A 26,044-nucleotide genomic window follows, 5' to 3' on the forward strand; every position below is an offset into this window, starting at 1 on the left:
CGCAGGCTGTTTTTGTTTTGGATCTAGAGCGCGCTGCCGCCGAAAAGGAAGCGGTACTCCCAGTGTTTGCCCGCGATGGAGTCGATGCGTACGCCGCCCGATTCTACGGAGTACGTCTGCAGCACCTGCCCGTTCCCGAGATAGATTCCCGTATGGGTAACGGTCTCGCCGAACGGCTGCTTGCCGTCGTAGAGCGAAGCTTTGGAGCCCTTGTAGCTCATGAAAAACATGATATCCCCGCGCTTCAGTTGATGCCAGTCGGTCGTGACGCCTTTCGCGTTGTCCCTTACATAGGCCGCCTGCTTGCGGGAATCGGCCGGCAGCATGAGACCGAGCGCGTCCTTGAACGCCTGCCTGACGAAGTCGGAGCAGTCGAACGTCAGCGTGTTGTTCCTGTCCGAACCGTATTCGTAAGGCGTGCCGAGGTACTTCAACCCGGCTGCGATCACCGCTTCGACCTTCGCCGAATTGGAAGCCGACGGCGTCGGTGTTGGCGTCGGTGTCGGCGTCGGTGTCGGCGTCGGTGTCGGTGTCGGTGTCGGTGTCGGCGTCGGTGTCGGTGTCGGTGTCGGTGTCGGTGTCGGTGTCGGTGTCGGCGCCGTCGCGTTCAAACGAAGGTACGCGTCGGAGGAGCTGACATACCCGGAGACGCTGCCGGCGTCGCGGACTGCGTACCAGTAGCCGTTGGGCTGTCCGGTCACGACAACGGTCTCGCCCGCCTTCAGCATGCGGATCTTATCTCCGGAAGTGGACGGCTGCGTCCGGAACGTAACCGTAGCCACGATCGTAGCCGTCCGCGAAGCAGCAGCCGTCGGTGTCGGTGTCGGTGTCGGTGTCGGCGTCGGCGTCGGTGTCGGCGTCGGTGTCGGCGTCGGTGTCGGCGTCGTCACGGCGCCGTTCAAGCTTATGTATTCTTCGGAGGCGCTGACGTAACCTTCGGCGCCGCTTGCGTCGCGAACCGCGAACCAGTAGCTGTTCGGCACGCCGGTTACGACCACGGTTTCGCCCGGCTTCAGCATGCGGATCTTGTCGCCCGACGTGGAGGGCTGCGTCCGGAACGTTACGGACGCCTTAACGATCGCCGTCTGCGCGGAGGCAGCAGGCGCGTTCGAGGTTTTCACGTACTTTTCGTTCGACGATACGTACCCGATCTTGCCGCCGGCATCCTTCACCTGCAGCCAATAATCGTTTACTTCCCGAAGCAGCGTCACGGATTCTCCCGCCTTCAGATACCTGACCAGATCGCCGCTCGTGCTCGGCGCATCCCGCAGGCTAACCGTCGCTACGACCTCGACCGTCGCCGCCTGCGCCGGTGCAGCCGAAGCCATCCCCGGCACGGCCGTCATCAGCATCGTCGCCAACATCAACCCTGCAGCCCAACGTTTTCTGTTCATGCCAACGCCTCCCATGTTGCTTTTTGGAGAAAGATGTCGAATCCCTCTCCGCTTCATTATAGAAGGCGTCCCGATTCCCTCCCATCATGCGGAGTGCTCAGGCCGGGCTGGATATGTAGGAAGACAGTTCCATGGGTGCATAGGAAAAAAGATGCAAGGCCTAGGCCGCCCAACATCTTCCGATTTCCAATTTCATTAATTTACCAGATTTAAAATGAGAGCAATTGGGTATAAGCGCATTTGTATTCGGTTGCAAAACGCGAAAAGACGCCCCCGCATGATGCGAAAGCGCCTGTTTCTCACTCTCCGCCTAATCGTTCAGCAGCTGGCCGATCTTGATCGTCCCCTCGCTTTCGGTCAGCTCCAGAAATAAAGGCCGTTCCTCCGGCGTCCGGTTGGGCGCATGGATCGCAAGCGCGCGCCGTCCGTCGAACAGGCGGAACACCATCCCATGCCCGCCGTCGTTGCGATAGAGCGCCTCCGGCTGATGCGTCCACGGGCCCAGGATCCCGCCGCTCTCCGACCTGGCTACGCCGAGAGCGTACTTGTTGTCGATGAAGCTGGCCCAGAGCATGTACAAGCCGCCTTTATTCCCCCGGATTAAATACGGTCCGTCGGTCACGTAGTTAGCCGTATCCGGATAACGCGGCGACACGTACGGCGTCGTCCACGGCGCCTCCGAAGCGCGAAACAGCGTGACCGGATCGCCTGCGGCACGCGACAGGTCGGCGGTCAGCCGAACCGCGCATACTTCCCCGTCCCCGATCTGCTGCCACTCGTGGCAGAACGCCATCCATGGCTCGCCCGCGTCATCGACGAACAAGCTGCCGTCCAGCGAGCTCCAGGCTTCCGGCGTGACAGGGCCCTCGCTCACCGGCTCGAACGGTCCCAGCGGCCGTTCTGCGGCGAGCGTCGCCGTGCCGAGCCGGCCGTTGTCCTTGCGGCGAAACGTCGCAAACATATAGTAGCGTCCGGCATACGCATAGACCTCGGGCGCCCAGAAGTTCGTGTCCGCAAAGAAGTCCGCGGACGGTCGAAATACGGGATGCGGCCCCTCCCAACTCGACAGATCTTCGCTGACGTACGCGTCGAAGCCGGTTCCCGGTCCCCAGATGTTTTTGTCGGTGCTGCCGAACAAATAATAGAGGCCCTCCGCCTCCAAGGGGAGTACGAAAGGATCCCGAATCTGAATGTCCCTGCCGTTCAGCACAGCCACTCCTCCTTAATCGTAAGTCGGATAAACGAGCCCGATATCGAGCACGCTCTCGAAACTCCCATCCGCAAAAGCGAGCAACTCGTTGCCCTTAACGCTGAAGGGCACGGCCTGCCCGTCCCATAGCAGCTCGCCCGCGACCTTGCGCGCGCTCATGCCGAGCAAGCCGGTCAGCCGGCCCGTACGGTCCGTGATCGCGCGGACGCCGGACGGGAAGGTCAGCCACGGACGCTCGTCGCGGTATACATGCGAGACTTCGCGCGTGTTGACCAATTCATAGACAATGCCGTCCACCGTCCGGCTATAAGCCGTTTCCCCCGTCGCCTCTTCCCCGTGGTCTCTGGCGTCGGGCAGCAGCCCCGTGAACCAGAGCTCGCCTTCGGGCGTCGGCAGGATGCCGCACAGCCTCTCTACATAGTCGAGCAGGCATAGGATCGAAGGCGAATAGGCTTCGGTGAAGCCCGCCTCACCGGTCCAGGGGCTCACCGTCTGCGCGAAGCGCGGCGCGCGGGCGAACGACGACAAAATCGGCTGCAGCGCCCAAGTCAGCTCCGTATGGCGGCCATGATGCTCGAACGCATGCGGCGCACGGATCAGGCTGAGATAGTTGGACGGTCCGGCCCAGCTGTTGTAATCGGAAAAGGGATCGAACCGCGGATCGTCCATCGCAAGCGAAGTGAACGGGTATTTGGCGAAAAACTTCCTCGCGTTCAGCAAATACCGCTTCAGCATCTCGTCGAAGAAAGCCCGGTCGCCCACCTCGCACGCCATGACGCGGAGCAGAATGTCGGACTGCACGCGCACCAGTCGCCCGTGCCGGTCGCGGTCGTAGAAGAAGTGGTCCCCTTCGTCGAAGCACGCCCGGAACAAGCTTTGCAGGCTCGCGCCGGCCTTCTCCCGCCATGCGTCGCCCGGCTCGCCCAGCTCCTCCGCGATCCTCGCCAGGTACAGGCGCTGGCAGTAGACGTTGGCCGTCAAGTCCGGCGCGAGAAACGGCAGCACCGGCGAATCCGGATCCCAGCGGGAGGCGTCGCCCCGGTAAGGCGCATCCGGCGCATGCCAAAAGCGCGGCGACAGATCGTGCCCCGTATCGAAGGCGCTGAACGCCTCCACGCAGCCGGTGCCGCGCGTGTCGCGGTTCTCGGCGAGCCAGCCGTCATACCGGGCCATCGCGTCGTACATTTCCCGCAAAAACGTCTTGTCCCCACCCCTGCTTCCGCCGTGGAGCGCATAATGGTTCCATACGCTGCGGGCGAGCGGCGTGACGAGCTGGATCTGCCTGAAGGACGGGCCGTTGTCCGTCAGCTTGTAGGGGAATAAGCCGTCGGCGCGCTGATGCCGCGCGAACGACAGGTAGGTCGCCTCCGACACCTCCGGCAGGAAACGGGAAAGCAGCTCCGCGTTGATCGTCCCCGTGCTCTCCAGCCAGCAGCCGAAGTAGATGCCGCCCTCCTGCAGGATCGGATCGCCGGCTTCCGTGGGCTTGATGCATTCCATAAGCTGACGCATCGCAAGGTAGTAGACGCCTTCGAGCCGTCCCTCCGAAGCCGCGAACCCGACGCCGGATCGCCGCAGCGCTTCGGGAATGAGGCGTTCCCGCCCGTCGCCGTTCTCCTGTCGCAACCTCCTTAACTTGTCGAGCAACCGCTCCGCTTGTATGACCATCCTGCTACCGCCCCGCTTTCATCAAATAAGAATCCCCCGCGATCGCGAGCCGGCGATGAAGGCCGAACCGCAATGACGGGGGATGATTCGTGCATCTAGGCACTAGGCCCGCGTCCTCACCATCGTGGCCTGCAGTCGCGGCAGCGACGGACCGTATCCGGTCCGTCGCTGCCGCGGCTCGGAACGCCATTTCGCCATCAAGAATTGTTGTTGCTGTTAAAAATCTTGACCGTGCCGCTATAGAACTCGGCGACCGCCTTCTCCACGCCTTCCTTGCCGAAGCCGATCTTCTGTACCGTGTTATCCGACAGCTTGATGAACTCCGCGTTCCCCGGCGGGTTGTAGCTGATCGCGAACGGCTCCTTCTTGTTCGCCTCTGAGACGCGGCTCGTGAAGTCGTACACGATCTTGTCCGCAGCGGTCGCGTCCGCTTCCAGCGCCGCGCGGCTCGAAGCCGTCACCGGCACGCCGCGGTTGCTGCCCAGAATTTTCGCCGCCTCGGGATCGTTGATCCAGAAATCCATGAACTTGGCGACTTCGGCCGGATGCTCGGTCTTGCCGTAGCCCGAGATACCCTGGCTCGATTCGAAGACGACGCCCGTCCCCTTAGGACCGCGAGGCACCTGCAACATCGTCAGCTCGTCCTTCGTCGTGCTCTGGAACGAAGCCAGCATGTTGGACGGGAGCAGCGTCATCGCGACCTTGCCGGTAATGATCAGCGATTTACTGGCATCCGTCGGCGGATTGGACACTTGCAGGTCCGGCGTCACCACGCCGCCGGCCTTGGACGCTTTATCCCAGAATTGGAACCACGGCAGCAGGTCGGCTTCCTCGAAGCCCAGCTTGTTGTTCGCCATGTCGTACAACTGCTTGCCGTTTTGCTTCAGATAGATGTCCAGGCTGTCGGTCGTGAAGTTGTAGGAGCCGTAATAGCCCTTGCCCAGCTTATCCGAGATTTCCTTGCTGATGCGGGCGTAGTCATCCCAGTTCCAGCCGTCCTGCGGCACCTCGATGCCGGCCTTCTCGAACATCGTTTTGTTGACGACGATGCCGCGGGCGTTCGCGCCGGCCGAGATGTGCACCAGCTTGCCGTCTAGCGTGCCGTACTGCACCATCGTCGTGTCCATATCGGACAGGTTCAGTTCCTTGTCCTTGTACGGTCCCAGATCGAGGAGCACGCCCTTGCTGGCGTAATCGACCACGTTGCCGCCCAGGAAGAAGATGTCTGGCGCGGTGCCGGAGGCGAGCTGGGTGTTCAGCTTGTCGAAGTAACCGTCCGCCGGACCGAATTCGCCGGTAATCGCGATGCCCGGATTTTTCTGCTCGAACAGCTCGATCGCCTTGTTCGTCAGATCGGCGCGTTTCTGGTCGCCCCACCACATCATGCGGAGCTCGACCTGCTTTTGCTCTCCGCTTGCGCCGCCCGCATTCGTCGAGCCTGCCGTCGAACCGGAACCTGCCGCGTCTTTGCCGGCCCCTCCCGAATTGCCGCAAGCGCTGAGCGCTACCGCCATGGCGGTCACCGCGATCGAAAGCCATCTTTTTTTCATCGTGAGCTCTCCCCTAATCGTATTGAGATGAGAAGCGTTTACATTGCTCATCCTACTTGGAATCGCAAGCCGCTTGAATGTCATTCCTTCGGCTGTTCGCTATCAATTTTTTCAGGCGGCTTCCGGAGCGCGCCTCGATTCACTTCAGCCCCGTCGTCGCGATGCCTTCCAGGAAGTAGCGCTGGAAGATCAGGAAGATCAGCGTGATCGGGACGAGCGACAGGACGGAGATGGCCATCAGCGCCCCCCAGTCCGAGGTGCCCGACGGATCGAACAGCGCCCGGATGCCGAGCTGCACCGTGAACAGCTTGATATCGCTCAGGTAGATCATTTGGCTGAAAAAGTCGTCCCACGTCCAGATGAAGGTGAAGATCGCGGTCGTGATGAGCGCGGGCGCCAGCAGCGGCATGATGATGCGGAAGTACAGCTTCTGCTGGCTGCAACCGTCGATCGTCGCGCTCTCGTCGAGCTCCTTGGGAATGCCGCGGATAAACTGGACCATGAGCAGGATAAAAAACGAATCGTGCGCCAGCCACTTCGGCAGAAACAGCGGCAGGTACGTATTGATCCAGTGCAGCTCGCTGAAAATGATGTATTGCGGCACGAGCGTGACGTGGTACGGCAGCATGATCGTCACCAGCATCATGGCGAACCATACCTTTTTGAACCGGAACTCCAGCCGCGCGAACGCGTAGGCCGCGAACGAACACGTAACGATGTTGCCGAGCACGGCCAGCACGGACACCAGCGCCGAATTGCCGAAGAAGCGGGCGAACGTAATGCCCTGGAATCCTTTCCACCCGTTGCGGTAGTTATCCAGCGTCCATGTGCTCGGCCAGAGACCGGTATTCGTGAAAATATCCTGGTTGGGCTTGAACGAGCTTGCGAGCAGCCACAACACCGGGTAGAGCATCGCCAGGCCGATCAAAATGATGAGCAGATGCCGCAGGCCGCGGCCGGAATAGCGTCTAAGCGTCAGCATGCCCGATTACCTCCCTTCCTTGCCGTCGCCGTAGAACACCCAGAACCGGGACGTGGCGAAGACAATGCCCGTGAAGGCGGCGATAATGACGAGCATGATCCAGGCCAAGGCGCTGGCATAGCCCATATCGAAGTAAGAGAAGCCCTTCAGGTACAGATACAGCGTGTAGAACATCGACGCGTCGAGCGGCCCGCCGTGTCCGTCGCCGATGACGTAAGCCGGCGTGAACGCCTGGAAGGAATTGATGATGCTCATGATCAGGTTGAAAAAAAGAACGGGCGTCAGCATCGGCAGCGAGATTTTGAAAAACTGGCGGACCTTGCCCGCGCCATCCACCTGCGAGGCTTCGTACAGGTCGGCCGGAATCTGCTTGAGTCCCGCGAGGAAGATGACCATCGCGGAGCCGAACTGCCAGATCGACAGCGACACGATCGGGTAGATCAGGTAATCGGGGTGGGCGATCCAGGCGGGACCGTGGATACCGAACCAGCCGAGGAAGCCGTTGATCAGGCCGTCGGTGTCGAAGATCTGGCGCCAGACGATCGAGATGGCAACGCTGCCTCCGAGCAGCGACGGAATGTAGTAGACGGTGCGGTAGATGCCGAGCGCCCGGATCCCCTTGTTGAGCGCCATAGCCACGAGCAGCGCGAAGATCAGGCGCAGCGGCACCGACAGGATGACGTATTTGAACGTCAGCTTCAGCGAGCCCGTGAAGGTTGAGTCGTCGGTAAAAATGGTTTTGTAATTCGCGAAGCCGATCCACTCCGGCGCGCTGAGCAGATTGTACTTCGTCAGCGACAGATACAGCGAGCCGAGCATCGGCCCGAGCGTCAGGCAGAATAGGCCGATCAGCCAGGGCAGCAAAAATAAATAGGCCGTACGGTTGTGGGGGTAAAGCCGTTGCCGGCGCGCAGTACGCATATCGCGACGCCTCCTTTGCGATGATGATAAATTCATCATAAGCATCGGAGGCGGCAGGATGAATTCTATTTCTTCGGCAATTCGCTATCAATTTTTCCGGATGCGGAGGCACGCTGCCTGTAGTCGGACGGCGTCACGCGCATGTAAAAATGATTTTACACCAGGTATACAAATTAAACCTCAATTGGTTATACCTATTTCTATCGCCAAATAACGCCAATTGTTGTAGAATTGTAGCACATACATAGGAGCAAATACCTCATCCGATGAGGACTTTTTACGGTGATCATGATGAGAATAAGTCTTAGGCACTCCTCCGGAGTTACCAAGCAAGTAAAGCTTGGATTCTCTTGGACCTTCTTTTTCTTCGGGCTTTGGGTTCCGCTGTTCCGTGGCGACTTTCGCAACTTTTTCCGTATTTGGGGTCTTAGCATCGTAACGCTAGGAATTTACGGAATCATTTCCTGGTGGGCTTACAATGGGCATTATGTGAGATCCCTCCTTGAAAAGGGTTATGGCCCTGCCGACGAATGGGCTAAAACAGCCCTCGTCGATCGCCGCATCATCACTTCCAATGCGCCGCTCGGCAACGCTGTATAATTATCTTTCCCCGGCGATAGTCGCCGGGGATTTTTATATTCTCTTCCGGCATGGGGGAGTTTTCTTGCCCATTTACTTGAAGCCCTTCCGATAATCCGACGGCGTCACGCCGTACATGCGTTTGAACTTCGCACTAAAGTAGCTGGCATTGGAGAAGCCCGTCAGCTCCGCGATATCCCACAGGCTCAGCTGCGTCCCTTCCAGCAGCCGGATTGCCTGCGCCATCCGGGCGTCGGTGACGTATTGGATAAACGTCTTGCCGACCTTGCTCTTGAACATCTCCGAGAAATAGGACGGATTGTAATTGAAGCGTTCGGCCAGGTCGGTCAGGTTCAGATCCGTCATATAGTTTTCGTCGATATATCGCAGCACGGCATCGATGAGCGCATGGTCGTTTTCTTCGGCTTCGTGACGATGCTGCCGTGCCACTTTATCGGCGATCCGCGTTAAAAATTCGATGGCCTTGTCCGCCGAATCCAGCGCGAGCGCCAGCTCGGGGCGCAGCCACAGCTGTTCCGCATGATCGATCGCGATATGCAACTCGAATGCCTGAGACTCCAGCGCCAGATACAGCTGAAAAATGACCTTGACGAAGCCGGCCTGGGATGCCGCGAACGCTTCGTCCAACGGCTGCCGGATCGCGCGCTCGAACGCATTGAGCTCGCCACGCGCCAGATAGCGCTCGAGCACCTTGAGCTCCTCGCCGGTCAGCGCGGTCCGGCCGGCTGGCGTCCGGCGGTCCTCCTCGGCGAGCCCACTCTCGGACAGGTTCCAGGCGAGCAGCGCGGAGAGATAGCCTTCCTTCCACTGTCCGAAGCCTGTCGCCGGCCGTCCCAAGCCGACGGCCAGCTCGAAGCCGAGCAGCGCGGCCGCCTGCTCCGCGAGCCGCTCCGCGAAGTCCCGCTGCCAAGCCTCGCTCTCCGCGGTCGCGAAGTGCACGAGACCGGGATAGCTCGCGTCGCGAAACGCCTCGCAAGCCCCGCCGCTCTCCTGCGCCCGCTCCCTGCAAATCAGCTCAAGGGCCAGGCGGAACTGGTCCGGGCTGCGATCGGGCGTCCTGGCCGCCGTCCGCCGGCGCAGCCCGACGGTCAGGAAGCGAACTTCCATCCCGGACCACGCGTCCAGCCCGAACTTGCGCGCCCGCTCCAAGGCCGCCGCCTCCCGGTCCGCCTCGCCTTTAATCAGGCGGACGATGAAGTGCTCCTTCATCTCTTGATAGTATTGCGAGAGCTCCCACTTGGTCCGCTCCTCGCGCGCCGTTTCCTGCCGCTCGCCGTCCAGCTCGGCGGTCACCTTCGCGAGCACGTCGGCCAGCTCGTCCGCGGCGACGGGCTTGAGCAGATAATCGCTGGCCTGATGCCGGAGCGCGGCTCTGGCATACTGAAAATCCTCGTAGCCGGTAATAACGACGAGACGGATGTCCGGGTGACGCTCGCGGCACGCTTCGAGGAACGATACGCCGTCCATGACCGGCATGTTCATATCCGTAATGACGATGTCGAAGGCTTCGTCCTCCAGGCGTTCCAGCGCCTCGACGCCGTTCGAAGCTTCACCGGCCAGCTCGAGTCCCAGCTTGTCCGCGTCAATTTTCAGCTTAAGGCCTTGCCGGATCTCCGGTTCGTCATCCACGATCAATACTAGGTACATCGCTGGACGCCTCCTGTAAGGGAATGATGAGTTCGATGCGCGTGCCGGTGCCGTCAGCTGCATTGATGCGCACTTCGAATAGAGAGCCGTAATACAAGCGGCAGCGCGCGAGCACGTTGCCCAGTCCGATTTGCCGTTCCCGGCTGCTCAAGATCTCGTCGAGCCTGGACGAGGCGGTCCCCTCGATCAGTTGCAACCGCAGCTGCTCCGGCATGCCGGGTCCATTGTCGGCTACGCACAGATGCAGACGCCCGTCCGACCGGAACACCCGCACTTCCACGATCGCCTCCGGATGCTGCCTGAAGCCGTATTTTACGGCATTTTCGATGAGCGGCTGCAAAATGAATTTCACGACGGTCAGCGATGACAGGTCGCCTTCTTCCACGACCTGTAGCCGCAGCTTGTCGCCGAAGCGCACCTGCAGGATGGACGCGTAGTCCCGCACGTACTTCATCTCTTCCTTCAGACCGACGAGGTCGTCGCTCAGGCGAAGCGAGAAGCGCAGCATTTTGCCCAGCGACACGATGACCTTGACCGTGTCGTCCGTCCGCTTCTGCATGGCCAGGCTGCTCAGCAGCTCTAACGTATTGAACAGAAAATGCGGATTGATCTGCATGAGCAGCGCCTTATATTCGGCTTGCTGACGCAGCAGCTTCAGCTCGAATTCGCTCTGGATATGCTGGCGGAGGCGTACGATCATGTTGCGGAAGGTCGCCGTGGCGAAGCCGACTTCGCTTCGGACGCGCCTTGCGGGCGGCAGCCGGCTCTCGGCGCTGTCGAAGTCGCCCCGCTGCACGTGGCGCATCGCGGACACGAGCCGCGAAAGCGGCTTGGTGACGCCGTGCGACAGCCAGAAGGCAAGGAACAGGGAGACGGCCAGCAGCAGCGCGAACAGGAATAAGATGCTGTTGCGCAGCTTGAGCAACTGCGCGTACAGGTCTTTCTCGGATACGAAGCCCACCAGCATCCAGTCCGTCAGCGCCAGCTTTTTGTAAACGAGGATTTGAGGCTGCCCCTGCTCGTTTTTGAAGTAGAGGACGCCTTGCTTGCGCCAGCCTTCCCGCGCGGCTTCGACTTGGCTTTGCGCTTCGCCGTGCGAGCCGTACTCGCTCTGGGAGAGCATCGGGCTGCCGCCGCGGTCGAGCAGGTAGATCGTGCCGTTCTCTCCGAGGTGAATCCGGTTCAGCGGCTCGAGGAAATAGTCTGCGCTTACATTAACCTTCAGCACGTTGCGCGCCTGCGAAGGCTCGAATACGCCGAGCGGCATCAGCATGCTGACGACCGGAAGCGAGCTGCCGCGGATCTGCAGTTCGACGTCGTCGGTGTGCGCCGGCAGCCAGCGCTCGTTCGCGGTCTTGAAGCTGCGGTACCATTCCTGGTCGAGAAACGCTTTGTCGCGGACGACCTGATTGCCCATGCTGACCCACATTCCCTCCTGGCGATAGATCGCAACGGAAGAGACGCTCGAGTAACTATTGTTCGTCTGCGACAGATATTTGCTCATCTGCAGATGCGCCAGCATCTTTTCGCCTTCCGGCAGATTCGGGTCCGACGCAGCCTCGTCCCACTCGTCCGTCAAGTCGCTGTTGAAGACAAGCGATGCGAGGTCGTAGATCTGCGTCTGAACCATATCGACGTAAGAGCCGTACTCGTCCATTTTTTCCAACGCCGACGATTCGATGTAGGAGCGGATGATCGAGCGGGATTCGTTGAAGATCAGCACGGACAGCGCGCCGAACGACAGGACGAACAACAGGACGAAAAAAGCGATCAGCCGGTTTCTCAGCGAATAGAACATAGGCGTCCCCTTCATCGCGGTATAAGTTTAAACATCATACCACAAAAAAAGAGAGCCTCCGGTATCCGACCGGAAGGCTCTTAAGAAAGATATATTGAAAAGGGGGGTCACTCATACATTGTACAAAACGACCGCCATTGAAACGGAAACGCACATTACAATTGTATTACAGAAATGTCGAAGCTTTTTTCAAGCCCGATCAGGCCGGCAGCATGCGCGCGCGCAGCGCGGCGATCTCCGGATTCTCCAGGTATTCGTCGTACGTCGTCATCCGGTCGATCAAGCCGTTCGGCGTAATCTCGATTATGCGGTTGGCGATCGTCTGGATGAACTGATGGTCATGCGACGTGAAGATCATCGTCTCGTCGGTGTCGACGAGCGCATTGTTCAGCGCCGTGATGGACTCGAGGTCCAAGTGGTTGGTCGGCTCGTCGAGCAGCAGCGTGTTGGCGCTGGTCAGCATCATCTTGGACAGCATGCAGCGGACCTTCTCGCCCCCCGACAGCACGGAAGCCTTCTTCAGCGCTTCGTCGCCGGAGAACAGCATGCGGCCGAGGAAGCCGCGGATGAACGATTCGTCCTGATCCTTGGAATACTGGCGCAGCCAATCGACGAGCGAGTCGTCGTTGCCTTCGAAGTAAGCCGAGTTGTCCTTGGGAAAATACGCCGGCGTGATCGTAACGCCCCATTGCACGGAACCTTCGTCCGGCTGGATCTCGTTCATCATCACCTGGAACAGCGCGGACTTCGCTTGGCCGTAAGGACCGACCAGCGCGATCTTGTCGCCTTTGTTCACGACGAAGGACACGCCGTCGAGCAGCTTCTCGCCGTCGACCGTCAGGCTGACGTTGTCGACCGTGACGATCTGCTTGCCCGCTTCGCGCTCCGGCTTGAATTGGATGAACGGATATTTGCGGCTCGACGGACGGATGTCGTCCAGCGAGATCTTGTCGAGCATCTTGCGGCGGCTGGTCGCTTGCTTGGCCTTGGACTTGTTCGCCGAGAAGCGCTGGATGAACGCCTGCAGCTCCTTGATCTTGTCTTCCTTCTTCTTGTTCTGGTCGCGCATCAGCTGCGTGGCGAGCTGGCTCGACTCGTACCAGAAGTCGTAGTTGCCCACGTACATCTGGATCTTGGCGAAGTCGATGTCCGCGATATTCGTGCAAACCTGGTTCAGGAAGTGCCGGTCATGCGATACGACGATGACAGTACCCGTATAACGGGACAGGAACTCTTCGAGCCAGTTGATCGATTCGAGGTCCAAGTGGTTGGTCGGCTCGTCGAGCAGCAGGATGTTCGGCTGGCCGAACAAAGCCTGCGCCAACAGGACGCGAACCTTCTCGTTGCCGCCCAGTTCGGACATCTGCTTGTCGTGCAGGTCGGTCGTGATGCCGAGGCCGTTCAGCATTTCCGCCGCGTCGCTCTCGGCTTCCCAGCCGTTCATTTCGGCGAAATCGGCCTCGAGCTCGCCCGCGCGCATGCCGTCCTCGTCGGTGAAGTCGGCCTTCGCATAGATGGCGTCCTTCTCCTTCATGACTTGGTACAAGCGCTCGTAGCCCATAATAACGGTATCGAGCACCTTGAATTCGTCGTACTCGAAGTGGTTCTGCTTGAGCACCGCGAGGCGCTCGCCCGGCGTGATGAACACTTCGCCGCTCGAAGGCTCCACTTCGCCCGACAGAATCTTAAGGAACGTCGACTTGCCCGCTCCGTTCGCGCCGATCAGGCCGTAGCAGTTGCCCGGCGTGAACTTGATGTTGACATCCTCAAAAAGCGGACGCTTGCCGAATCTGAGGCTGACGTTATTAACTGTGATCAATCCAATCCATCCTTTGCTTCGTTATCGATGACATGGCTCTGCGAGAAGCGCATGGTCTCTCCGTGCTGGAGCAGGAAGATCTTCTCCTGCGGAATGCCGAGGCGCGCGCGCTCCGCCTCAAGCCTCTCCAGCGCCTCCATCGGCGTGTCGTCCGACAGCTTGAAGGCGCCGTAATGCATAGGAACGAAAATATCTGCTTTCAGGTCCTGATAGGCCCTGAGCGCCTCTTCGGGGCTCACGTGCTGCGCAGCCATGAACCATTCGGGATCATAGGCCCCGATCGGCATCAGCGCCACATCGATCTTGAAGCGGCGGCCGATCTCCTCGAATCCCCTGAAGTAGCCGCTGTCCCCCGCGAAGTAGATCGTGGGACCGTGATGCGTCTCCATCACCCAGCCGCCCCAGTGGGAGTTGTTCATGTCCCAGGGATTGCGACGGGTCCAGTGCTGGGCCGGCACGAAGGTGAACTTCACGCCGTGCACGGTACAATTCTCCCACCAGTGCATCTCGTGAACCTCGCCGAATCCCCTGATCGCCATCTTGCGCTTCAGGCCGGCCGGTACGTACAGCCGCTTGGGTCCCCGCAAGCGACGCAGCGATCCGAAGTGAAGATGGTCGTAGTGGGAATGAGAGACGAGCACGAGGTCGACGGACGGCATATCGGACAGCTCGACGCCGGGCGGCGCCAGCCGCTTCTGCAGCGCCATGCGGCGCGCCCATACCGGGTCGGTGACGATATTAAGGCCGCCCATCTGCAGCAAAAACGTAGAATGCCCAATCCAGGTAACGGACGGCTCTTGACGGTTATGATGGAGGAACGGCAGATCCGGCTTCACGTTCGGGACGCATTCCAGATAGCCTTTGTTCCTCATCTTCTGCAGGCGTTCCTGACGCCATCGCGCGAACTGGTCCTTCCCCGCGGCGCCCGCGCGAATGGCATCCAGGTTGCCGAAGCGGCTCTTAGGCATGGTACCCCTCCGTTGACGTACTAATCTTACTATAGCAGGAATCAGGCCAATGTACCAAGACCGATATGTCACTTAAATACCCTTCCTTTGGCAATACGGAACGCGGTGCGGTATTGTATAGAGAGAGAACGGCGAGATCACCATATGCAAAGCGAGGTCGTGTGTACATGAAGCTGCTGTCAATTGAGCCGACGCCCAGCCCGAATTCAATGAAGCTGAACGTGGACGAGGCGCTGCCGGCCGGCGAACGCCATACCTATACGATGGACAAAAAGGACCAGCTGCCGCCTTTCGTGGCGAAGATGCTGGAGATTCCCGGCGTGAAGTCGGCGTTCCGGACGGCCGACTTCTTCGCGCTGGACCGCCGCCCGAGCGCGGACTGGGCCGGCATCCTTGCGGCCGTGCGCGAGCTGTTCGGCGCCGCCGCGGACGGCGGAGGCGCCGGTGCGGGCGACGACGCGCTGGCATACAGCTTCGGCGAAGCCCGCGTGCTCGTGCAGATGTACCGCGGCATCCCGATGCAGATCCGCGTGCAAAGCGGCGGCCAGGAATCGCGGGCCGCGCTCGGCCAGCGGTTCACGGATGCCGTGAACGAAGCCGCGGCCGGCACGTTCATCCGCGAGCGCCGGCTCGCGGAGTTCGGCGTCCGCTACGGCGAGCCGCAGGAGATCTTGGAGGAGGTCGCGCGCGAGCTGGACGCGGCATACCCGGACGAGCGGCTGCGCGAGCTGATCGCAGCCGCGCAAGCTGCTGGCGCGGGCGAAGGCGCGGCCGGGGCGGACGGGCCCGAGGGCGTCGCCGCGGCGAGCCGGGCGACGACGCCGGACGAGCTCGAGGCGGCGCTGCGCGCGCCGGACTGGCAGACGCGCTATGCGGCGCTGTCGCGGGCGAAGCCCGACGCGGAGCTGCTGCCGCTGCTCGCGCAGGCCGCGCGCGACCCGCAGGTATCGGTGCGCCGGCTCGCCGTAGTTTACCTCGGCGATCTGCGCGTTCCCGAAGCGCTGCCGCCGCTGCTGGCCGCGCTCAAGGATTCGTCGGCGGCCGTGCGCCGCACGGCGGGGGACACGCTCTCGGACATCGGCGATCCCGCCGCAGGTCCGGCGATGGCGGAGTCGCTCGGCGACGCCAACAAGCTCGTGCGCTGGCGCGCCGCGCGCTTCCTGTACGAGGCCGGCAACGAGTCCGCGCTTGAGGCGTTGGAGCGCGTGGCCGCAGCCGAGCCGGAGTTCGAGGTGAAGCTGCAGGCCGAGATCGCCATCGCTCGCATTCGCAGCGGCGAGGAAGCCGCCGGCTCGGTCTGGCAGCAGATGACGCGCATGCGCGAGCAGCAACAAGGCGAGAACGAAGCGCAAAAATAGACCGCAGCGTTACAAGCGGTGCATGCGCAAAAATGGAAGTTTCGGCTGAAGCAACGGTATTTTCGCGCGCTTGAACAATATCCCCTTCGGTCAGGATCACTTTCAAACCTCCAGCATCGAAGTCCCGGCAAGCTCACCATTTTAAACGCAGCAAAGCCTGTGGACTGCAGGTTAGGCCAACAAAGAAAGCGAATGCGGACAATACCCGCATTCGCTTTCCTGTTTGAAGGGGATACTGTTAAAACGGGAAAAACGACGTTGTACCCGCATGGACATATTTCTCCATTGACATGAAACCATTTGGTTTCGTATGATGATCATGCGAAAGAGAAACCAGATGGTTTCCTATTTATTTTGAGGAGGTCCAATGACATGAGCAATTCCCGCAAACTCCCCGATATCGTACGTACCCTTGAGCTCAACGCGCCCATCGAGAAGGTCTGGAACATGGTATCCACGGCCGAAGGCATCTCCGCCTGGTTCATGCCGCCGATCGGTTTCGAACCGGTCGTCGGCCATGAATTTACGCTCAATGCCGGACAGTTCGGCATGTCGCCGTGCAAAGTGACCGTATTCGATCCGCCGGAGCGGTTCTCTATGAACTGGGGCAAGGACTGGACGCTGTCGTTCGAACTCAATGAGCTGCCGGACGCGCGCACCGCGTTCACGCTCACGCACGGAGGCTGGGACGAGGACACGCTGACAGAGTTCGGACAACCGCACGGCATCATCCGCGAACATATGGCAGGCGGCTGGGACGGCATCGCCGCCAAGCTGCAGCGGCTGCTCGAAGCCTGATGGGACAGCCGCTGCCGCAGCACGACGTCTACCAGGCGATCGCGGACCCGAGCCGGCGGCGCCTGCTGCGCCTGCTGACGCAGGGCGAGCAGCCGTTGTCGGCGCTCAGCGGACAGTTCGAGATGAGCCGGACCGCCGTCTCCAAGCATTTGCGGGTCCTGCGGGAAGCGGGGCTCGTCACCGAGCGGCGTGCCGGACGCGAGACGCGTTACGCCTTTCGCCCCGAGCCGCTGACGGAGCTTAAGGATTGGCTCTCTTACTTCGAGCAGTTCTGGGACAACAAGCTGGCGATGCTGAAGCATTTGGTGGAAGAACAAGACAACGACGCATAATGAGCTGCGAAAAATCCCCCCGCGCACGAGCAGCGCGGAGGGATTTTTGGCGTGCGCAACGGCAGGAAGTTACTTGCTGCGTCTTCAATTCATTGCATTATGCCTTCCAATGCTCGAGCAGGATTTTCCGGATGAGCTCCGCCGGCTGCGGTCGGTAGAACAGGAAGCCCTGAATATCGTCGCACTCGTGTTCGGCGAGGAAGCGGTATTGCGCCTCCGTCTCGACGCCCTCGGCCACGACGGACAGCTTCAGGCGCCGGGCCACGAGCATCATCGCGTGAATGATCGCCTCGTCCCGTTCGTCTTTGCCGATGCCGCTGACGAAGGAACGGTCGATCTTGATGCGGCTGATCGGCAGCGTCTTCAGGTAGCCGAGCGACGAATGCTGGGTGCCGAAGTCGTCGATCGACAGCGTGATTCCCATATCCCGCAGCAGCTCGAGCGTCGGGAGATTCTCGTTTTTCATGGCCATATTCTCCGTGATCTCAAGCTCCAGATATTGCGGATCGAGTCCCGACGATTCCAATGCGCCGCGGACGGACGCAGCCACGTCGCCCGAAGCGAACTGGCGTGCCGACAGGTTAACCGCGATTCGCAGCTCGGGGAATCCCGCCTCCTGCCACGCTTTGTTCTGCGCGCAGGCGACGCGGAGCACCCACTCGCCGATCTCGACGATAAGCCCCGTCTCCTCGGCGAGCGGAATAAATTGCTGGGGCGAGACCGGTCCCAATTTGGGATGATTCCAGCGCAGCAACGCCTCCATACCGACGAGGTTGCCGCTCCCTGCTTGAATCTGCGGCTGATAATACAGCTCAAGCTCGCCGCGCGACAGCGCCTTGCGCAGGTAGCTCCGCAGCTCCATCAGCTCGCCGGCGCCCGACTGATCCGCGCCGTCATAGCATTTATACCGGTTTTTCCCGGCTTCCTTGGCCGCGTACATCGCTTTGTCGGCGTTTTTGATAAGCGTCGGCGCATCGGCGCCATGGTCGGGATAGATCGCGATGCCGACGCTCGCGGTCAAGTAATATTCGGCTCCTTTGAGGAAGAAGGGTTGACGGAACAGCTCGATTACCTGCTCCGCAAGCTGCTTGCCGGCTTCCGGATCCTCGATGAGCGGAAGAATAATCGTGAACTCATCCCCGCCTATTCTGTAGAATGCCAGCCCGGGGTAAGTTTCGTTCTGAATGCCTTGCAGACGCGTCGCGGCTTCTTTCAGCAAGATATCTCCGAAAGTATGGCCGAGCGTATCGTTCACCAGTTTAAACTGGTCCAAGTCCAGATACAGAAGCGCCAGTTTTCTTGACATACGTTCGGCTGCGGACCGTTGTTCCTCGAGGTGCTGGTTAAAATAGGTCCGGTTGTACGCACCCGTTACCGCATCGTGATAAGCCATATAACGAAGCGCCTGCTCCTTGCTCTCGAGCACCCGGTTCTGCTCGCGCAGCTCCTCTTCGATCGCGATCAATTCCTCGTTCGAGGCTTCGATCATCTCGTTCGCCCGCTGGAGCTCGCTCGTCCGCTCGCGAACCTTGACGTCCAGCTTGGCTTTGCCTGTAAGTTGCACGTAGAGCAAATACAGGATGAGCGCCACGCAAATCATGCAGATCGCCCGGATCAAGAGAACCTTGCCCTCGATCTCGCGCAGCCTGCTCTCCTTCAGCTTGCCGGCGAGCGCCCATTCGCCCTCCGGAAGCCTGACCATCTCTCTCAAGCCTTCTACGTCGAAAAGCTTTTCGTCGCCCAGCAGGAGCCGGCCGTTGGCCCTTAAGGCGATGTCCAGTTCGCCGGTATCCGTAGGACGGATGCCTTCCCGGATCAGCGCCGGCACGTCCAGAACGACTGAGGCAAAGCCCCAAAAGCGGCCGTTTACGAAGATCGACTGCCGCGTCAACAGTCCGAGTCCGCCCTGCGTTAGTTCCAGCGGCCCCATGAGCGTGACTTCTTCGATCTTCATCGTGCGCGTGGCATTATCCCGGACCGCCTGATCCTTGTGCTCGAACAGATTAAGCCCGAGCAGCGCTTCGTTCCCCTTTAAAGGATATACGTAACGCGCGATGCCGGCCGGGTACAAGGATATATTGCGAACGTCCGGAATTTTAGGCACGAAATGAGACGCGAATTCGTTGAAGCGCGCGTCGTCGATTTCTTTGCCGTCCATGAGCTCCGTATCCGCAAACGCCTTGAGACTCTCCGCCAGAAGCAGTCGTCGCTCGACTGCGAGCCTGAGTGAATTGGCTTGCGAGGCAAGCTCCGCTTCGGCATCCTGGTCGGCCTTGCGCACGATTCTGTCCTCGTAGAGAGACGTGCTCCAGGCGATCGGAACGGAGAGAAGAACAAAAATGACAAGAAGCAGCGCCCAAACGCCCAGCGCTGCTTTTCTGGCGGATGTATAATGGATCGGTTCAGCTGAATGCATAAAATGACTTTCCCCCGGAGTCGGACTGTACATAGCTATTTCAACATAAAACGACATAATCCTGCACGGGCGTCGAACGTCGTCTTGATTCGTTTCGAAATAGCGTTTCCAGTGAAGAGCAGGCCCGCTTAGCCGGTAGAGCGCGCGACGTGCAGCAGGCTCTTGGCGCGCTCGTAGTCGGCCTCGCCCTGAATCTCGAACGAGAACATGGGCGTATCTTGTCCCGCTTCTCCCTCCGACGGCACGCCAAGCCAGGGCATCCGTCCAAGCAAGCTCTCCATGCTCTCTCCTCCGGCTGACAACAGCGCAGCGACCGTCTCCGAGCAGCGGCTGTCGTACAGCCCATGCAGCGGGACCGGCCGCTCGCAGGCGATCGGGATGACGGCTTGAACGCCGTCCGAGAAGCCCGTCATCAGCCGGCGGGCTTCCTCGGCCGAGACGAACGGCATGTCCGAGCCGACGATCCATACCAGCGGATTGCGCGCGAGGCGCAGCGCCGAGTGCATGCCGCCAAGCGGTCCCCGACCCGGATAATAGTCCGTAATGATGCGAACTGACGAATCCAATACGTCAAAAAAAGGCTTCGGCGTATCGGTAACGACAATGATTTCTTTGCACAGCTTGCGCATTTCGCGCACTTGCCTGACGATCAAGGCCTCCTCCTGCAGCGGCAGAAGCGCTTTCAGAGTTCCTCCGAACATTGCCTTGGTGCCGCCTGCAAGAATCGCGCCGGTAACGGATGTAGTGGACATGTCATGGTCTCCTTTCTCGATGGAACGCACGAGGACGCACCTCCCCGGTCCTCGCCGGGAAGAAGCGTCCGTCCGCTTTACTTTGAAGCCTTTGAAGCCTTTGCAGCTTGCATGCCTTGCTCGATCAATCGATAAGCCCGCATGACCTCTTCAGGCGACGGCTCCGGCACGCCTTCCAGCCTGTAGGCTCTGCCCAGCTGCTCCCATTTGTACACGCCCATCCGGTGATAAGGCAGCACTTCGATCTTGTCGACGCCGCGCAGCTCGCCGATAAACTCGCCTAGCGCCAGCAGCTCCGTCATCCCGTCGGTCCAGTACGGCAAGAGCACGCGTCGGATCCACATCTTGATGCCTGCATCCGACAGATGCCTTGCAAAGGCCAGGATGCGATCGTTGGGCTGCGAAGTCAGATGCTCGTGGCCGGCGCGATCGATCATTTTCAGATCGAGCAGCACGAGGTCCGTAGCGTCGAGCAGCCGCTTCGCATGGTGCGGATCGCAGAAGCCCGACGAATCGAGCGCCGTGTGCAAACCCCACCGCTCCTTGCATTTTTCGAACAGCTCGGCGACGAATGGCGCCTGCAGCGTGGGTTCCCCTCCCGTAACGGTGATCCCTCCGCCCGACCTTTTATAGAAAGGAACGTACGGTTCGATCTCGGCCAATATGTCGTCGACCGTTCGCAGCTGTCCGGCTTTGGTATCCCAGGAATCGGGATTGTGGCAATAGGCGCATTGGAGCGCGCAGCCCTGCATGAAGAGCACGAAGCGGATGCCCGGACCGTCGACCGTCCCGAACGTCTCCAGAGAATGTATCCTTCCGGCATGATGCATCGTCGAGTCCCCCTCTGAAGTATCGATTGACCGAAGCTAGGTCGAAAGCATCCGGGCTCGCCGCCGTCCGGTCAGATCGAGCCGTGGAATGTCCGATTGATGACGTCGAGCTGCTGCTCCCGGGTCAGCTTGATGAAGTTGACGGCATAGCCCGAGACGCGGATCGTCAGCTGCGGGTATTGCTCCGGATGCTCCATCGCGTCGAGCAGCTGCTCCCGGTTGAACACATTGATGTTTAAGTGGTGCCCGCCCTTGTCGGCATAGCCGTCGAGCAGCGACACGAGATTGCCGACGCGCGTATCCTCCTCGCGGCCAAGCGCCTTCGGCACGATCGAGAACGTGTTCGAGATGCCGTCGAGGCAGTTGTAGTACGGCAGCTTGGCGACCGAGCTGAGCGAGGCGAGCGCGCCTTTGCGGTCGCGGCCGTGCATCGGGTTCGCGCCTGGCGCGAACGGCTCGCCGGCCTTGCGGCCATCGGGCGTGCTGCCGGTTTTCTTGCCATAGACGACGTTCGACGTAATCGTCAGCACCGACAGCGTCGGCATCGAGCCGCGGTACGTCTCGCGCTTGCGCAGCTTCGACATGAACGCGTCGGTCAGGTCGACCGCAATATCGTCGACGCGCGAATCGTTGTTGCCGAACTGCGGATATTCGCCTTCGATCTCAAAGTCGACGGCCAGCCCCTTTTCGTTGCGAATCGGCTTCACCCTGGCGAATTTGATCGCGGACAGCGAGTCGGCGACGACCGAGAGGCCTGCGATGCCGGTGGCCATCGTGCGCAAGATTTCCGTATCGTGCAGCGCCATCTCGATGCGCTCGTAGCTGTACTTGTCATGCATGTAGTGAATGACGTTCAGCGTGTTGATATACAGCTTCGAGAGCCATTCCAGCACCTCGTCGTACCTCGCCATAACCTGGTCGTAATCGAGATACTCGCCGGTCAGCGGAGCGAGCTCGGGACCGACCTGCACGCCCAGCTTTTCGTCCTTGCCGCCGTTGATCGCGTACAGCAGCGCTTTGGCAAGGTTGGCGCGGGCGCCGAAGAATTGCATTTGCTTGCCGATCCGCATGGCCGAGACGCAGCAGGCAATACCGTAGTCGTCGCCGTAGATCGGACGCATGAGGTCGTCGTTTTCATATTGGATCGAGCTCGTGTCCACGGAAACTTTGGCGCAATAGTCTTTGAAGCCCTCGGGCAGTCCGGTCGACCAGAGTACCGTCAGGTTCGGCTCGGGCGCCGGACCGAGATTGTACAGCGTGTGCAGGAATCTAAAAGAGTTTTTCGTGACGCGCGTCGTTCCGTCCTTGGCCATGCCGCCGATCGACTCGGTCACCCATGTCGGGTCGCCGCTGAAAAGCTCGTTATAGTCGGGCGTGCGCAGGAACTTGACCAGCCGAAGCTTCATAACGAGGTGGTCGACGAGCTCCTGGGCCTGCTCCTCGGTCAAGGTGCCTTCCTGAATATCCCGCTCGATATAAACGTCGAGGAAGCTGGATACGCGGCCGAGGCTCATCGCGGCGCCGTTCTGCTCCTTGATGGCGGCGAGGTAGGCAAAGTAGAGCCACTGGACCGCTTCCGCCGCGTTCGTGGCAGGTCCCGAGATGTCGTAGCCGTAAGAGGCCGCCATCGCTTTGAGCTCGCCGAGCGCCCGGATCTGCTCGGACACTTCCTCGCGAAGACGGATGAGATCTTCGCCCATGACGTCCTTTTCGAGCGCGGTCAGATCATCCAGCTTGGCTGCGATCAGCTTGTCGACGCCGTACAGCGCCGCCCTGCGGTAGTCCCCGATAATCCGGCCGCGGCCGTACGCATCCGGAAGGCCGGTGATGATAGCAGCTTTGCGTGCAAGTCGCATCTCGGCGGTGTAGGCGTCGAATACGCCCTGGTTGTGCGTCTTGCGGACGTCGGTGAATGTGCGGACCATCTCGTCCGGCAGCTTGTAGCCGTACGCTTCGCATGCATCCTGTGCCATCCGGATGCCGCCGAAAGGCTGGATCGAGCGCTTCAAGGGCGCGTCGGTCTGCAGGCCGACGATCTTCTCCAGCGCTTTGTCGATGTAGCCCGGACGGTGCGAGACGATGGTGGACACCGTCTCGGTGTCGACGTCCAGCACGCCCCCGTTTTCCCGCTCCTGTTTCATCAACGCCAGCACTTGCGTCCACAACTCGCGGGTCGCATCCGTCGGTTCGGCCAGGAATGCCGCGGAGCCTTCATATGGCGTAAGGTTGCGCGCCAGGAAGTCGTTCACGTCTACAGCCGTTTGCCAAGCGCCCGTTTGAAAACCTCTCCAGCCGTCCAACCGGCCGGCGGATTCCCCGATCGTCTTGTTCAGAATGCTCATGAGCGTTGCCTCCTAATGATCGATCTCCGCTTAGAACTTGCCGTAAAATGCGTTGCGGTACACGTCTGCCAGCTCGACGACGAGCGGCAATCGCGGATTTGCTGTCGTGCATTGATCCTCGAACGCCCGGTCTGCAAGCTGATCGACCCGCGATTCGAAGTCGGCTGCGTCAAAGCCCAGCGCCTGGAATGACTCCGGAATCTGCAGCGACAGGTTGAGCTGGCGTATCGCGTTGATCAGGCTGGTGACGCCTTCTTCCGTCGTGCGGGCCTGCAGCCCGAGCAGCCGGGCGATGTCGGCGTAACGCTTGTCGGCGACGAAGTGGCTGTATTTCGGAAACGAAGCGAACTTCGTCGGCTGCTGCGCGTTGTAACGGATGACGTGCGGCAGCAGGATCGCATTGGTGCGGCCGTGGGCCGTATGGTACTGTCCGCCCCACTTGTGCGCCAGGCTGTGGTTGATGCCGAGGAACGCGTTGGCGAACGCCATGCCCGCGATGGTCGACGCATTGTGCATCTTTTCCCGCGCGACCGGGTCCGCCTTATGGAACGACGCTTCCAGATTGTCGAACACGAGCTGGACGGCTTTAAGCGCGAGACCGTCGGTAAAATCGTTCGCCATCACCGAAACGTAAGCTTCGATCGCGTGCGTCAGCACGTCCATGCCCGTGTCCGCGACCGCTGTTTTCGGCAAGCTGTACACATAGTCCGGATCGACGATGGCGACGTCCGGCGTCAACTCGTAATCGGCAAGCGGGTACTTGGTGTTGCCTTTGTTCTTGTCGGTGATGACGGCGAACGAAGTTACTTCCGAGCCTGTGCCCGACGTCGTCGGAATCGCGACGAACTTGGCGTTCTTGCCTAGCCGCGGATACTTGTAGATGCGTTTGCGGATGTCCATGAACTTCTGCTTGAGCGAGTCGAAGCTGGTGTCCGGATACTCGTAGAACAACCACATCGCCTTCGCTGCGTCCATCGGCGAGCCGCCGCCGAGCGCGATAATGCAGTCCGGCTTGAACTGCGCCATCATGCGGGTGCCTCGCTCGACCGTGTCGACCGACGGATCGGGCTCGACGTCGCTAAAGATCTCGACCGACACCGGATCCTTGCGTTTGCGCAGGTAGTAGGCGACCTTCTCCACATAACCCAGCTTCACCATCGCCTCGTCGGTCACGATCATGACGCGGCTGATGTCCGGCATCTTCTCGAGATATTGCGTGGCGCCTTTTTCGAAGTAAATTTTCGGCGGCACCTTGAACCATTGCATATTGACCGTGCGATACGCCACGCGCTTAACGTTGATGAGGTTGACGGCGGTCACGTTCGAGGTCGTCGAGTTGTGGCCGTACGAGCCGCAGCCGAGCGTGAGCGAAGGCAGGTTCGTGTTGTAAATGTCGCCGATCGCCCCATGCGTCGACGGCGCGTTGACGATGATGCGCCCCGTCTGCAGCCGCGCCGAGAAAGCCGCGATGACCGCCTGATCGTTCGAATGAATGACCGACGAGTGGCCCATGCCGCCGAATGCAATGACTTGCGCGGCACGCTCGATGCCTTGCTCTGCCGTCTTGACTTTGTAGCAGGCGAGCACGGGGCTGAGTTTCTCGGCGGACAGCGGATATTTCTCGCCGACGCCGGTCAGCTCGGCTACCAGCAGCTTCGTCGACGGAGGCACTTGAATGCCTGCCATTTCCGCGATTTTGACGGCCGGCTGTCCGACGATGACGGCATTGACCGCGCATTTCTCGGGGTTGATGACGAGCCGCGAGACCGCCTCGGTCTCCTCTTTATTGAGGAAATAACAGCCTTGACGGGACATCAGCGCCTTCGCCTGGTCGTAAATCGGCTCTTCAAGAATGACCGCCTGCTCGGATGCGCAGATCATGCCGTTATCGAACGTCTTGGACAGGATCAGATCGGTTACGGCCTGCTCGAGATCCGCCGTGCGTTCGACAAAGCATGGGACGTTGCCCGGACCTACGCCAAGCGCCGGCTTGCCGGTGCTGTAGGCCGCCTTCACCATCGCGGAGCCGCCGGTCGCCAGGACGAGCGCAATGTCCTTGTGATTGATCAGCAAGCCCGTCGCCTCGACGGAAGGGTGCTCGATCCACTGAATGCAGTGCTCCGGCGCGCCGGCGGCGACCGCCGCCTCAAGCAGCGTCCTCGCTGCGGCCGCACTCGACTTCTGCGCCGAAGGGTGGAAGGCGAAGACGATCGGATTGCGCGTCTTGGCGGCGATCAGCGACTTGAACATCGTCGTCGAAGTCGGATTCGTAACCGGCGTGATGCCGGCGATGACGCCGACCGGCTCGGCGACCATGCGATAATTCTCGTAGACGTTCTCTTCGATCACGCCAACCGTTTTCTCCGCCTTGATGCTGTGATAGATATATTCCGTCGCAAAAATGTTTTTCGTGATCTTGTCTTCGTACACGCCGCGTCCCGTCTCTTCGACTGCGAGCTTCGCGAGCGGCATGTGCTGGTCGAGTCCCGCGAGGGCCATTGCCTGCACAATCCGGTCGACCTGCTCCTGATTCAGTCGCATGTACGCCTCGAGCGCCTTGTTGGCGCGCTCCGCCAGCAGATTCACCTCGTCATGCGCGGAAATGAATTCGGCTTGCGCCTTTTCCTTCGTCGCCATCCTCGTGGCCTCCCGTCAAGTA

The 26,044-nt window shown here is 60.4% G+C and carries 19 protein-coding genes; 4 read left to right on the forward strand and 15 right to left on the reverse strand.

Annotation, left to right across the window (positions count from 1 at the left end; all coding sequences use genetic code 11):
• Positions 1–23: 23 nt before the first annotated feature.
• The 6 genes from ACFOTD_RS21215 to ACFOTD_RS21240 all read right to left on the reverse strand — a co-directional run bounded on the left by ACFOTD_RS21215 (position 24) and on the right by ACFOTD_RS21240 (position 7,725).
• The gene (locus ACFOTD_RS21215) at positions 24–1,394 is read right to left on the reverse strand and encodes an SH3 domain-containing protein (RefSeq protein WP_378121934.1); all 1,371 of its coding nucleotides are present in this window, start codon (positions 1,392–1,394) and stop codon (positions 24–26) included.
• A 310-nt stretch (positions 1,395–1,704) separates the two neighbouring features.
• Positions 1,705–2,601 (reverse strand): glycoside hydrolase family 43 protein, encoded by an 897-nt coding sequence (locus tag ACFOTD_RS21220; RefSeq protein ID WP_378121994.1) that lies wholly within the window; start codon positions 2,599–2,601, stop codon positions 1,705–1,707.
• Positions 2,602–2,616: 15 nt separating this feature from the next.
• On the reverse strand, positions 2,617–4,272 hold the full coding sequence (locus ACFOTD_RS21225) for an MGH1-like glycoside hydrolase domain-containing protein (RefSeq protein WP_378121935.1): 1,656 nt from the start codon (positions 4,270–4,272) through the stop codon (positions 2,617–2,619).
• A 197-nt stretch (positions 4,273–4,469) separates the two neighbouring features.
• On the reverse strand, positions 4,470–5,822 hold the full coding sequence (locus tag ACFOTD_RS21230) for an ABC transporter substrate-binding protein (protein ID WP_378121936.1): 1,353 nt from the start codon (positions 5,820–5,822) through the stop codon (positions 4,470–4,472).
• 139 nt (positions 5,823–5,961) lie between these two features.
• Positions 5,962–6,804: a carbohydrate ABC transporter permease gene (locus ACFOTD_RS21235; RefSeq protein ID WP_378121937.1), complete on the reverse strand. Its 843-nt coding sequence runs from the start codon at positions 6,802–6,804 to the stop codon at positions 5,962–5,964.
• Positions 6,805–6,810: 6 nt separating this feature from the next.
• On the reverse strand, positions 6,811–7,725 hold the full coding sequence (locus ACFOTD_RS21240; protein WP_378121938.1) for a carbohydrate ABC transporter permease: 915 nt from the start codon (positions 7,723–7,725) through the stop codon (positions 6,811–6,813).
• A gap of 288 nt (positions 7,726–8,013) precedes the next feature.
• On the opposite strand from ACFOTD_RS21240, the gene ACFOTD_RS21245 reads away from it, so the two are divergent.
• Positions 8,014–8,325 (forward strand): hypothetical protein, encoded by a 312-nt coding sequence (locus tag ACFOTD_RS21245; RefSeq protein ID WP_378121995.1) that lies wholly within the window; start codon positions 8,014–8,016, stop codon positions 8,323–8,325.
• A gap of 72 nt (positions 8,326–8,397) precedes the next feature.
• Here ACFOTD_RS21245 and ACFOTD_RS21250 read toward each other — a convergent pair whose 3' ends face one another.
• The 4 genes from ACFOTD_RS21250 to ACFOTD_RS21265 all read right to left on the reverse strand — a co-directional run bounded on the left by ACFOTD_RS21250 (position 8,398) and on the right by ACFOTD_RS21265 (position 14,557).
• Entirely contained in the window at positions 8,398–9,972 is a 1,575-nt protein-coding gene (locus ACFOTD_RS21250) for a response regulator (protein WP_378121939.1), read from the reverse strand.
• On the reverse strand, positions 9,947–11,770 hold the full coding sequence (locus tag ACFOTD_RS21255; RefSeq protein WP_378121940.1) for a cache domain-containing sensor histidine kinase: 1,824 nt from the start codon (positions 11,768–11,770) through the stop codon (positions 9,947–9,949). Before ACFOTD_RS21255 ends, ACFOTD_RS21250 begins: the two co-directional genes overlap by 26 nt.
• Before the next feature lie 199 nt (positions 11,771–11,969).
• Positions 11,970–13,589 (reverse strand): ABC-F family ATP-binding cassette domain-containing protein, encoded by a 1,620-nt coding sequence (locus tag ACFOTD_RS21260; protein ID WP_378121941.1) that lies wholly within the window; start codon positions 13,587–13,589, stop codon positions 11,970–11,972.
• The gene (locus ACFOTD_RS21265) at positions 13,586–14,557 is read right to left on the reverse strand and encodes an MBL fold metallo-hydrolase (RefSeq protein WP_378121942.1); all 972 of its coding nucleotides are present in this window, start codon (positions 14,555–14,557) and stop codon (positions 13,586–13,588) included. The genes ACFOTD_RS21260 and ACFOTD_RS21265 overlap by 4 nt, the downstream gene beginning before the upstream one ends.
• A gap of 167 nt (positions 14,558–14,724) precedes the next feature.
• Here ACFOTD_RS21265 and ACFOTD_RS21270 point away from each other — a divergent pair, with 167 nt between their 5' ends.
• The 3 genes from ACFOTD_RS21270 to ACFOTD_RS21280 all read left to right on the forward strand — a co-directional run bounded on the left by ACFOTD_RS21270 (position 14,725) and on the right by ACFOTD_RS21280 (position 17,045).
• Positions 14,725–15,915, forward strand: coding sequence for a conserved virulence factor C family protein (locus ACFOTD_RS21270; RefSeq protein WP_378121943.1), 1,191 nt, complete (start codon positions 14,725–14,727; stop codon positions 15,913–15,915).
• A 372-nt stretch (positions 15,916–16,287) separates the two neighbouring features.
• Positions 16,288–16,713, forward strand: a complete 426-nt coding sequence (locus ACFOTD_RS21275) for an SRPBCC family protein (protein ID WP_378121944.1) — start codon at positions 16,288–16,290, stop codon at positions 16,711–16,713.
• A complete protein-coding gene (locus ACFOTD_RS21280) occupies positions 16,713–17,045 on the forward strand; it encodes an ArsR/SmtB family transcription factor (protein WP_378121945.1) in 333 nt (110 codons plus the stop codon). Before ACFOTD_RS21275 ends, ACFOTD_RS21280 begins: the two co-directional genes overlap by 1 nt.
• A 97-nt stretch (positions 17,046–17,142) precedes the next feature.
• Here the strand turns inward: ACFOTD_RS21280 and ACFOTD_RS21285 are convergent, their stop codons facing one another.
• The 5 genes from ACFOTD_RS21285 to adhE form a co-directional block, all read right to left on the reverse strand.
• A complete protein-coding gene (locus tag ACFOTD_RS21285; RefSeq protein WP_378121946.1) occupies positions 17,143–19,461 on the reverse strand; it encodes a putative bifunctional diguanylate cyclase/phosphodiesterase in 2,319 nt (772 codons plus the stop codon).
• A 128-nt stretch (positions 19,462–19,589) separates the two neighbouring features.
• The gene (gene mobA, locus ACFOTD_RS21290; RefSeq protein WP_378121947.1) at positions 19,590–20,213 is read right to left on the reverse strand and encodes a molybdenum cofactor guanylyltransferase; all 624 of its coding nucleotides are present in this window, start codon (positions 20,211–20,213) and stop codon (positions 19,590–19,592) included.
• 77 nt (positions 20,214–20,290) lie between these two features.
• The gene (gene pflA, locus ACFOTD_RS21295; protein ID WP_378121948.1) at positions 20,291–21,043 is read right to left on the reverse strand and encodes a pyruvate formate-lyase-activating protein; all 753 of its coding nucleotides are present in this window, start codon (positions 21,041–21,043) and stop codon (positions 20,291–20,293) included.
• Between the two features lie 71 nt (positions 21,044–21,114).
• Entirely contained in the window at positions 21,115–23,385 is a 2,271-nt protein-coding gene (pflB, locus tag ACFOTD_RS21300) for a formate C-acetyltransferase (protein WP_378121949.1), read from the reverse strand.
• A gap of 30 nt (positions 23,386–23,415) precedes the next feature.
• Complete coding sequence (adhE, locus tag ACFOTD_RS21305) at positions 23,416–26,022, reverse strand: bifunctional acetaldehyde-CoA/alcohol dehydrogenase (RefSeq protein ID WP_378121950.1); 2,607 nt, start codon at positions 26,020–26,022, stop codon at positions 23,416–23,418.
• Positions 26,023–26,044: the final 22 nt, after the last annotated feature.

It is taken from the genome of Cohnella sp. GCM10012308, assembly GCF_042649185.1.
GTDB lineage: Bacteria > Bacillota > Bacilli > Paenibacillales > Paenibacillaceae > Cohnella.

Excerpts from the sequence above, each read along its gene's own strand:
- ACFOTD_RS21215 (WP_378121934.1), bottom strand. The coding sequence starts at position 1,394 with ATGAACAGAAAACGTTGGGCTGCAGGGTTGATGTTGGCGACGATGCTG.
- ACFOTD_RS21225 (WP_378121935.1), bottom strand. The coding sequence starts at position 4,272 with ATGGTCATACAAGCGGAGCGGTTGCTCGACAAGTTAAGGAGGTTGCGA.
- ACFOTD_RS21230 (WP_378121936.1), bottom strand. The coding sequence starts at position 5,822 with ATGAAAAAAAGATGGCTTTCGATCGCGGTGACCGCCATGGCGGTAGCG.
- ACFOTD_RS21235 (WP_378121937.1), bottom strand. The coding sequence starts at position 6,804 with ATGCTGACGCTTAGACGCTATTCCGGCCGCGGCCTGCGGCATCTGCTC.
- ACFOTD_RS21240 (WP_378121938.1), bottom strand. The coding sequence starts at position 7,725 with ATGCGTACTGCGCGCCGGCAACGGCTTTACCCCCACAACCGTACGGCC.
- ACFOTD_RS21245 (WP_378121995.1), top strand. The coding sequence starts at position 8,014 with ATGATGAGAATAAGTCTTAGGCACTCCTCCGGAGTTACCAAGCAAGTA.
- ACFOTD_RS21250 (WP_378121939.1), bottom strand. The coding sequence starts at position 9,972 with ATGTACCTAGTATTGATCGTGGATGACGAACCGGAGATCCGGCAAGGC.
- ACFOTD_RS21255 (WP_378121940.1), bottom strand. The coding sequence starts at position 11,770 with ATGTTCTATTCGCTGAGAAACCGGCTGATCGCTTTTTTCGTCCTGTTG.
- ACFOTD_RS21265 (WP_378121942.1), bottom strand. The coding sequence starts at position 14,557 with ATGCCTAAGAGCCGCTTCGGCAACCTGGATGCCATTCGCGCGGGCGCC.
- ACFOTD_RS21270 (WP_378121943.1), top strand. The coding sequence starts at position 14,725 with ATGAAGCTGCTGTCAATTGAGCCGACGCCCAGCCCGAATTCAATGAAG.
- ACFOTD_RS21275 (WP_378121944.1), top strand. The coding sequence starts at position 16,288 with ATGAGCAATTCCCGCAAACTCCCCGATATCGTACGTACCCTTGAGCTC.
- ACFOTD_RS21280 (WP_378121945.1), top strand. The coding sequence starts at position 16,713 with ATGGGACAGCCGCTGCCGCAGCACGACGTCTACCAGGCGATCGCGGAC.
- ACFOTD_RS21285 (WP_378121946.1), bottom strand. The coding sequence starts at position 19,461 with ATGCATTCAGCTGAACCGATCCATTATACATCCGCCAGAAAAGCAGCG.
- mobA (WP_378121947.1), bottom strand. The coding sequence starts at position 20,213 with ATGTCCACTACATCCGTTACCGGCGCGATTCTTGCAGGCGGCACCAAG.
- pflA (WP_378121948.1), bottom strand. The coding sequence starts at position 21,043 with ATGCATCATGCCGGAAGGATACATTCTCTGGAGACGTTCGGGACGGTC.
- pflB (WP_378121949.1), bottom strand. The coding sequence starts at position 23,385 with ATGAGCATTCTGAACAAGACGATCGGGGAATCCGCCGGCCGGTTGGAC.
- adhE (WP_378121950.1), bottom strand. The coding sequence starts at position 26,022 with ATGGCGACGAAGGAAAAGGCGCAAGCCGAATTCATTTCCGCGCATGAC.